The following is a 5,097-nucleotide window of genomic DNA, read 5'->3' on the forward strand; positions in this document are numbered from 1 at the left end:
CGGCACGGCCATGCTGTATTCTATCGCGGGCGGCCACTGGCAGCCCTGGGCGGCCAAGCATCTGATCCGTTTCGGCGTCTTGCTGGTCGCCATGATCGGCATGGCCATGGTTCACCCCAAGTGGTGGTTCCATGCGGCCTATCCGCTGTACGGCGTGCTGCTGGTGCTGGTGCTGATGATCGAGTTCACGCCGCTGGGCTATACGGCGGGCGGGGCCAAGAACTGGCTGAACCTGGGCTTCACCCGCATCCAGCCGGCCGAGTTCGTCAAGATCGGCCTCGTGCTGGCTCTGGCGCGTTGGTACCACGGCCATTCGGCGCAGGAGGCGCGCTGGTCATGGAAGCTGCTGATCCCCGTGGGGATGATCGGCGTACCCTTCCTGTTGGTGGCCAAGCAGCCGGACTTGGGTTCGGCCATGATCATCGGCCTGACCGGGGCCGCCGTCATGTTCATGGCGGGACTGAGCTGGCGCGTCATCGCCGCCGCCGTGGCCGCCGCCGTGGCCGTCATTCCGCCCTTCGTCATGTTCGTGATGCACGACTATCAGCGCAACCGCGTGCTGACCTTCCTGAATCCGGAGGCCGATCCCTCCGGCACCGGCTACAACATCATTCAGTCGAAGATCGCCCTGGGCTCCGGCGGCCTGATGGGCAAGGGCTACGGCCTGGGCAGTCAGAGCCAGCTGGAGTTCCTGCCGGAACGCCATACGGACTTCATCTTCTCGACCGTGTCCGAAGAGTTCGGTTTCCTGGGCTCCTTCACCGTCCTGGCCTGCTATGTCGCGCTGATCCTGATCTCGCTGCGGATCGCGGCCCTGTCGCACAGCCATTTCGGTCGGATCAGCGCGGCGGGCATGACGGCCTTCCTGGCGCTGTTCGTGCTGATCAACGGGGCGATGGTGATGGGACTGGCGCCGGTCGTGGGCGTGCCTATGCCGCTGCTGTCCTATGGCGGATCGACCATGATGACGGTGATGATCGGCTTCGGCCTGATCCTGTCGATGCGGGTGCATCGCTATGTCGAACTGCCGAAGGGGCAGGGGCTGTTCTAATCGGCTGTACGGGCGTTAGGCTGTCGTCATGACTGTTCAGACGCCTGAAAACGAAGCCGCCGACATCCCAAAGGCCGATCCGGCCATGTTCTCCGACTGCGGCGACACGCCCTGTCCGCAACCTGTGCTGGCTGATCCGAAGAATGAGGCGGCGGTCCAGGCCGAGGGGTTGCGAATGCGAGACAACCCGGCCGAGTGGGCCTTCGTCCGCCTGTCCAAGCTGATCGAGGAGTTCGAAGCCAACCTCGACAAGGACGAGGAGATCGGCGCGCGCGTCGTCGGCCTGCCGGGCGATGGGGCCATGCAAATCATGGACGTGGGCTTCTGGGGCCCGGACCTGATCATGTTCTTCGGCCGCAACGCCGACGGCAAGCCGGTGCGCCTGATCCAGCACTACAGCCAGATCAATGTGGTGCTCAGCGCCATGAAGAAGCCGGAGGAGCGCGAGGCGCGCCGCATCGGCTTCCAGCTCAGCGAGATGGTCGAGAAGACCAATCCGAAATAATCACTGAACGCCCTGTGACGCCTAGAGCGTCGCCGCCCAGTCGGTGGCGCGGATCAGGCTGTCGATGATGCCGGGCTCGCTGGAGGCGTGGCCGGCGTCGCCGATGATGTCCAGCTTGGCCTCGGGCCAGGCGCGGTGCAGGGACCAGGCGCCCGAGATCGGCGTCACCACGTCGAAGCGCCCTTGCGCGATCCAGCAGGGGATATGGCGGATGGTCTCGATGTTCTCGAGAATCCAGTGCTCGCTGTCGAAGAAGCCGCCGTTGGTGAAGTACCAGTTCTCGATGCGGGCGAAGGCCACGGCGAAGTCGGGATCGGCGAACTTGTCCGGCTTGCCTGACGGGCCCTGGATGCTGACGGTCTCGCCCTCCCAGGTCGCCCAGGCCACGGCGCAGCGGTTGCGTTCCTCCACGTCGTCGCCGGTCAGGCGCTTGTAATAGGCGGCCATCAGGTCGCCGCGCTCGGCCTCGGGGATGGGCTCCAGGAAACGCTCCCAGGCGTCGGGGAAGATCATCGAGGCGCCGTCCTGATAGAACCAGTGCAACTCCTTCTTCGTCAGCAGGAAGACGCCGCGCAGCAGCAGGGCCAGGCACCGTTCCGGGTGCTTGATGGCGTAGGTCATCGACAGGGTCGAACCCCACGACCCCCCGAACACCACCCATTTGTCGATGCCCAGCATTTCGCGCAGGCGCTCGATGTCGGCGACCAGATCCCAGGTGGTGTTGTTCTCAAGCGAGGCGTTCGGCCGCGACAGGCCGCAGCCGCGCTGGTCGAACATGACGATGCGGTACTTGGCCGGGTCGAAATAGCGCCGCATCCCCGGATTGACCGCCCCGCCGGGGCCGCCGTGCAGGACGATGACCGGCACGCCGTGCGGATTGCCGCTTTCCTCGTAATAGATCTCATGGACGCTGTCGGTCTGCATCCAGCCCGAGGCGTAGGCTTCGATTTCCGGGTAGAGGTCGCGGCGCACAGTATTGGTCACGAGAGATGCCCTTCTGAGAAAAGGATCGGTCAGGTCTGAAGCGATCAGGCCTTGGGGGGATTGGACTGGAAGGCGGCGAAGATCAGCAGGGCCCATCCGGCGATCATCAGCGCGCCGCCGACCGGCGCCACCGCGCCCATGACCGGCAGGCTCAACAGCCCGATCGTGGCCAGGGCCAGGCAGAAGATCAGTCCGCCCGTGCTGGCCAGCCATCCGGCCAGACTCAGCAGTCGGCTCGTACCGAACAGCGCCAGGGCGGCGGCCAGGGCGGCGTGCACCATCTGGTAGTGGCCGCCCGTGGTCAGCAGGGTCTTGACGGCGGGGCCGGCGCCGTGAGCGGCGAAGGCGCCCAGAGCGACGGCCATGGCGCCGTTGAAACCGGCGAAAGCGAGCAGTTTGCGGTCAGGGCTCATGTCTAATGTCTAGACCACAAAAACCCTGAAGTCTGCTATCGCGCGCCGATGAAAGCCGCATCGCGCATGGCGCTGCAATATGTCCTGCTGTTCAGCGCCAGCGGCGTGACCCTGCCGTTCGCCGGCCTGTGGTTCCGCGACCAGGGGCTGAGCGGCGCCCAGATCGGCGCCCTGCTGGCCATCCCCATGCTGGCGCGGGCGGTGACGGGGCCGCTGCTGGCGGTCTGGGCCGACGGTTTCGTGTTGCGGCGAACGCCCATCGCCTTTCTGGGCCTGGTCATGGCGGTCGGTTACGGCGGGGCGGGTCTGGTCGAGGGCTTTTTCCTCTGGGCGCTGTTCTGGCTGTTGGGCGCGACGGCGGCGGCGGCCCTGATTCCGCTCAGCGACGTGATGACCCTGCGCGTGGCCGGGCGTGAGGGATTCGCCTTCTCGCTGCCGCGCGGCTGCGGCTCGGCGGCCTTCGTCGTCGCCAATCTGGTCATGGGGGCGCTGCTGACGCGCGTGTCTTCGGACGCCGTCATTTTCTGGGTGGTCGCCGCCTCCCTGCTGATCGCGGTCACGGCCTGGCGCGTCCTACCGGCCGAGCCTGTGTCTGAAGGCGGCCCCGTGTCGAAGCTGGAGCGATTTCAGGGGTTGGGGCGGCTGTTGCGTCGCCCGGTCTTCATGGCGGCGATCTTCTCGATCGGCGCGGTGCAGGCGACGCACGCCTTCTACTACGGCTTCTCGGCCATCAGCTGGCGCGCGCAGGGCTTGGCCGAGAGCGTGACGGGGATGTTGTGGGCCTTTTCCGTCGTGGTCGAGATCGGCTTCATGTGGTGGATCGAGCCGTGGCGTCGCCGCATCGGCGTCGGCCCGTGGACCATGCTGTTCATCGGTGCGGGGGCGGCGGTCCTGCGCTGGAGCCTGATGGCCTTCGCCCCGCCGCTGTGGATGCTGATCCCGTTGCAGATGCTGCACGCCCTGACGTTCGCCGCCACCTATCTGGCGGGGGTGCAGATCGTTGAGCGCCTGTGTCCGCCGGACAGCCACACCGCCGCCCAGACCTTGAGTTCGGCCCTGTCGGCCGGGGTGTTGATCGGTCTGGCGACCCTGGCCAGCGGGCCGCTGTACGACGCGGTCGGTTTGAAGGCCTATCTGGCCATGGCGGCGCTGGCGTTGACCGGGGGGCTGGTCGGCCTGTGGGTGCGATCGAAGGACGCGGCGTCAGGCCACGTTTGAACGGGGCAGGGGCGCCAGTCGACGCGCCATCGCCGAAGCGGCCGTCTTGACCGCCGTCCGGACCGTGTTTTCGCTCTCGCCGTCGGGAATCCGTAGCAGGCCGATGGACGGAGATTCCAAGCTGTCGGGCAGATCCGCCAGAATGCGATACAGGATATAGCTTCCCGCATCCTCTTCGGCGTCAGAGTCGGCGATGGCCGAAATCCCGGCTTCCGTTAACTCACGCAGGATGTCAGCGACCGGCGCTGTCACGCGCGCGATGCTGGGGGCGGTGCTGTCTAGCCGTCCCGGCTCGCCCAGACGGCGGTTTTCGGCGCGCATCTGAACCCGGATCGGACCGGCGTGAATCGTGCGACCGACCAGCAACAAGGCCGAACACTCGCCTCGGGACAACAGACCCGTCAGGGTTTCAGCCAGGGCTTCGGCCGAGGCGTCGCCGGGCGTGGCCAGGGTGCGCGCGCCGGGCGGGTTCCAGGGTTCGCCAGACAGATCCTCGACGGGATCCCATGCCCGATAGGACGGCGACCAGGCGCAGATGGAGATGACGGGGCGCCGATCAGGGCGACCGTTGGAATCCAGACCCATCAAAGGAAATAGACCCCCTCTAGCGCCGTCGTGGCGCGCCGCAGCATGAACGGTGCTTTGAAATGCGGCGCCAGGTCAAGCCTGACCGGCGCCGCGATGACGTGATGGAAAGGCGAGACGGTCAGCTCAGGTCGCCTACGGCGGCGTCCAGCAGCATGAAGGCGCGGCCCTCGTCGGTCGCCAGCCGCATCTGCACATCCTCGGCGTCGCCGCGTTCCGCCTGAAGCTTCAGCCCATGGGCGAAGGCGCGGACATAGGCCTCGGCCTCGGCGCGCAGGGCGGCGTCGCCCCGCACCCGGCGCGAGACGCTGCGGACGGCGGCTGGCGCCACGCGGCGCGCG

General features: G+C 66.9%; 7 protein-coding genes. 3 read left to right on the forward strand and 4 right to left on the reverse strand.

Features of this window, described 5'->3' with window-relative positions; translation table 11 throughout:
- Positions 1-1,051: rod shape-determining protein RodA (rodA, locus tag B2Y21_RS09350; RefSeq protein WP_292059184.1), on the forward strand; the 1,051-nt coding region annotated here is incomplete at its 5' end.
- A 28-nt stretch (positions 1,052-1,079) separates the two neighbouring features.
- Positions 1,080-1,556 (forward strand): DUF6173 family protein, encoded by a 477-nt coding sequence (locus B2Y21_RS09355; RefSeq protein ID WP_292059185.1) that lies wholly within the window; start codon positions 1,080-1,082, stop codon positions 1,554-1,556.
- Positions 1,557-1,577: 21 nt separating this feature from the next.
- Here B2Y21_RS09355 and pip read toward each other — a convergent pair whose 3' ends face one another.
- Both pip and B2Y21_RS09365 read right to left on the reverse strand, forming a co-directional pair.
- Positions 1,578-2,540: a prolyl aminopeptidase gene (gene pip, locus B2Y21_RS09360; RefSeq protein ID WP_292059187.1), complete on the reverse strand. Its 963-nt coding sequence runs from the start codon at positions 2,538-2,540 to the stop codon at positions 1,578-1,580.
- Positions 2,541-2,584: 44 nt separating this feature from the next.
- A complete protein-coding gene (locus B2Y21_RS09365; RefSeq protein WP_292059189.1) occupies positions 2,585-2,953 on the reverse strand; it encodes a DUF423 domain-containing protein in 369 nt (122 codons plus the stop codon).
- Between the two features lie 48 nt (positions 2,954-3,001).
- Between B2Y21_RS09365 and B2Y21_RS09370 the strand changes: the two genes are divergently transcribed.
- On the forward strand, positions 3,002-4,171 hold the full coding sequence (locus tag B2Y21_RS09370; RefSeq protein ID WP_292059191.1) for an MFS transporter: 1,170 nt from the start codon (positions 3,002-3,004) through the stop codon (positions 4,169-4,171).
- Here the strand turns inward: B2Y21_RS09370 and B2Y21_RS09375 are convergent.
- A complete protein-coding gene (locus B2Y21_RS09375) occupies positions 4,157-4,756 on the reverse strand; it encodes a hypothetical protein (RefSeq protein ID WP_292059193.1) in 600 nt (199 codons plus the stop codon). The two genes, B2Y21_RS09370 and B2Y21_RS09375, sit on opposite strands and share 15 nt — an antisense overlap.
- Positions 4,757-4,877: 121 nt before the next feature.
- The coding region (locus tag B2Y21_RS09380; protein WP_292059195.1) for a hypothetical protein at positions 4,878-5,097 on the reverse strand (220 nt) is incomplete at its 5' end.

The sequence above is a fragment of the Brevundimonas sp. UBA5936 genome (assembly GCA_002430835.1).
Classification (GTDB): Bacteria; Pseudomonadota; Alphaproteobacteria; order Caulobacterales; family Caulobacteraceae; genus Brevundimonas.

Coding starts and splice junctions, on each gene's coding strand:
- B2Y21_RS09355 (WP_292059185.1), top strand. CDS start 1,080: ATGACTGTTCAGACGCCTGAAAACGAAGCCGCCGACATCCCAAAGGCC.
- B2Y21_RS09365 (WP_292059189.1), bottom strand. CDS start 2,953: ATGAGCCCTGACCGCAAACTGCTCGCTTTCGCCGGTTTCAACGGCGCC.
- B2Y21_RS09370 (WP_292059191.1), top strand. CDS start 3,002: ATGAAAGCCGCATCGCGCATGGCGCTGCAATATGTCCTGCTGTTCAGC.
- B2Y21_RS09375 (WP_292059193.1), bottom strand. CDS start 4,756: ATGGGTCTGGATTCCAACGGTCGCCCTGATCGGCGCCCCGTCATCTCC.